Annotated in this window: 1 protein-coding gene; it reads left to right on the top strand. The window is 35.7% G+C overall.

Annotated elements, in window-relative coordinates; genetic code table 11:
- Positions 1 to 69: 69 nt before the first annotated feature.
- Positions 70 to 3,574: chromosome segregation SMC family protein (locus Q0W06_RS19415; protein WP_297639781.1), on the top strand; the 3,505-nt coding region annotated here is incomplete at its 3' end.

The following is a 3,574-nucleotide window of genomic DNA, read 5'->3' on the forward strand; positions in this document are numbered from 1 at the left end:
AACGTGGGATTTGGTGAATCCAATTTTACCAGTATTATAGGTCCCAATGGGTCTGGTAAATCGAACATGATGGATGCTATATCTTTTGTGCTAGGTGTTCAAAGCAGTTATTTGAGATCTAATGCTTTGAAAGATCTGATATATAGAGGTTTTGTGAATGGTGGCGATAATGATAGTGAGATCGATGAGGGGAGTAACCCGACATCTGGTTATGTCAAGACTTTCTATCAAAAAGATGATACTATCGTTGAGTTTATGAGGTCTATCTCGCAATCTGGTGATTCTACTTACAGGATTAATAAGAAAACTGTGAGTTTCAAACAGTACGCAGCTTTTTTGGAAAAGGAAAACATCTTGATCAAAGCCAAGAATTTTCTAGTGTTCCAAGGTGATGTTGAACAAATCGCATCACAATCTCCAGCTGACTTAACTAAATTGTTTGAAGAAGTCTCAGGCTCCATCCAATACAAGAAAGAGTATGATGACCTGAGAGAGAAAGTTGAGAAATTGAACCAGTTCACTGCGGAAGCTATCAAGAGTAGACGAAGAATTCACGGTGAGATGAAGATCTATAAAGACGGTATTAGCAAAGATGAAAAATACAAAAACCAATTAGAGAAGAGGAAGAGATTACAGATCAATCAGGCATTATGGCAATTATACCACCTGGAAGAAGAGAAATCCATTTTAACAAATAAGCTAAAAGAATCTAAATCTACTGTAATACTCCTAAAAGATAAGGTATTGAATGAAGAAAATAATTTGCAGAGAGCTAAAAGTTCGGTTGTAAAGGATAACTCATTTATTACTAAGAAAAAGAATAAATTAGAATACAGAAATAAAGATAAAGAAAAGATCAATAGCCAAGTAATTCCTGTGAAGCTGTCTCAAACTTCTGCTGCTAAACGTATTTCTAACATTGAGAAGAGAATAGAAGCTGCTAACAGAGACATAGAGAGGCAGAAAGCATATGTAGAAAGATATGAAACTCAATTGAAAGTTGTTACCAAGTCTAAAAAGGCATTCGAAGATGATATCAAAGAAGCGGCAAAAAGCTTTGATAAATACCGTTTAAGTGACGATGATCTAAAATTATATGAAAGCTTAAATGATAAATATCTAAACAGCGGTGGTTTTGACTTAGAAACAAAGATATCGCTACTAAATAATACCAAACAAGATATTACTCATGAAGTTGATATTTTCAAAAGACGAGTGGAAGTTTCCAAATCGAGAATTACTGATGAATTAGAGATTACAGGAGAAAAGTTGGAGCTTCACATTTCTGAGTTAACTTCATCATTGAATGAAAAGAATGCTATTCATTCTGAAAAGGTCAATGAGTTAAAACAAGTACAAGCTGAGATTGAATCTACAAGCAGTAGAGAATACGATCTGAATTATAAACTGAGAGAAAGTTTAGTAAAGCTAGATGATTTGAGTGCAAGCCAAAGAGAGAGTGCCAGAGAAAAGAAACTAAGAGAAAATGTTGCTATGCTAAAAAGACTCTTCCCTGGTGTAAGGGGTCTTATCAGTGATTTATGTCATCCAAAAAAAGAGAAGTATGCGTTGGCTATTTCCACAATACTAGGTAAAAACTTTGACTCTGTTGTGGTGGATAGTATATCTGTTGCACAAGAATGTGTTGTATTTCTAAAGAAACAACGTGCTGGTGTAGCATCTTTTATTCCTTTGGATACTATTGATGTTGAAACTCCGACACTTCCATATCTTAATGATGAGCGCTGTGTACTAGCTATCAATGCTATAGATTATGATCCAGAATATGAAAGAGCTATGCAATATGTCTGCTCAAACTCCATAATTTGTAGTACAATGGATGTTGCCAAAAATCTTAAATGGAAACATAACATCAGAGCTAAATTGGTGACAATCCAAGGTGCTTTGATTCACAAAGCTGGTTTAATGACTGGTGGTATTACTAAAGACTCAGGTAACAGATGGGATAAAGAAGAGTATCAAAGTTTAATGATATTAAAAGATAAACTATTAAGCCAAGTTGATGAGTTGTCTATAAATAGTAAGATGTTTACCATCAAAGCTAGAGATCTTGAAAGCACCATCTCATTGTTAAATGCGAATATTTCTTCCTTGAGAACTCAGTTGACCCAAGTCAACAGATCTTTAGAAGAAAATAAAGTTGAAATTCAATATCATACTGATATTATTGATAAAGAATTTGAGCCTAAGTTAACTGGATTAGATGGAAAATTTCAAGATATCGAGAAATCAATTGCAAATGTAGTTTCAGAAAAAGAATCTCTACAAACTAATGTGTTCAGTGATTTTACTGCGAGATTAGGTTTTACCATCAACGAATATGAGAGTCATTCCGGTGACATTTTGAGAAAACAGGCTAAAGAATTGCAACAGTTACAAAAGCAAATACTAAATGTTGATAACAAATTACAATTTGAAACTGAAAGATTAGCCACTACTGAAAAAAGACAGGAAAGAGCAAACAGTGACCTTAAGAAGGCTAAGATTTCACTAGAATCCTTGCAGGAAGAAGAATACGAAATTCAAGTTCAAAATGAAAAGATCGATGAAGACATTTCTGAGTTAACGGAACAAATAGGTGAATTACAAAAGGTTCTTGATGCTAAACAGAAGGATGTTAGCTCCACTGAGGATACTTTGAACGAACAAAATAGCAACTTAGAAGTTGCCATGAAGGAAAGATTGGCAATCAAAGAAGATATTGAAAAGACTAATTTAGAAAAAATAGGCATTTTCAAGAATTGTAAAATCTCCAACATCGATGTCCCAGTCAACTCGAATATTGGGTTGGATAATCTACCAATAGATAAGATAGATAGTGATTCTATCTTGATTTCTAACGAAATTACTTTAGATTACGGTCAATTACCTGCCAAATACAAAGAGAGTGGTGCAGCTACCATCAGAGAAGGTCTAGAAAAGGATATCAAGAATGTTGAAGAGACATTGTTGGATCTACAACCAAACGCTAGGGCAGTTGAGAGATTCGACGAAGCACAAGAGAGGTTTGATGTGGTTGATAATGAGACAGCGTCCTTGAAGACGGAAGAAAGGAAAGTATTGACACAATTCTTAAAGATCAAAAAGAAGAGAAAGGAGCTATTCGAGAAGGCATTTGACCATGTCAGCGAACATCTTGATCCTATATATAGAGAGTTAACCAAGAATCCTAACTCTTCAGTCGAACTAGCGGGTGGTAACGCTTCGCTAACACTAGAAGACGAAGATGAACCGTTCAATTCCGGTACCAAATACCATGCCACTCCGCCTCTGAAGAGATTCAAAGATATGGAATATCTATCAGGTGGGGAAAAGACGGTCGCTGCTCTAGCACTTCTTTTTGCTATCAATTCCTACCAGCCAAGTCCATTCTTTGTTCTGGACGAAGTAGATGCAGCCCTGGATATCACCAACGTCGAAAGAATCGCAGTATACATCCGAAAGCATGGTAACCCAGACCTGCAGTTTATCGTCATCTCTTTGAAGAACACCATGTTCGAAAAATCGGATGCCTTAGTCGGTATTTACAGGCAACAACAAGAAAACTCCTCCA

Origin of the sequence: uncultured Clostridium sp., from assembly GCF_947072515.1 — a bacterium.
Lineage (GTDB): Bacteria > Bacillota > Clostridia > Clostridiales > Clostridiaceae > Clostridium.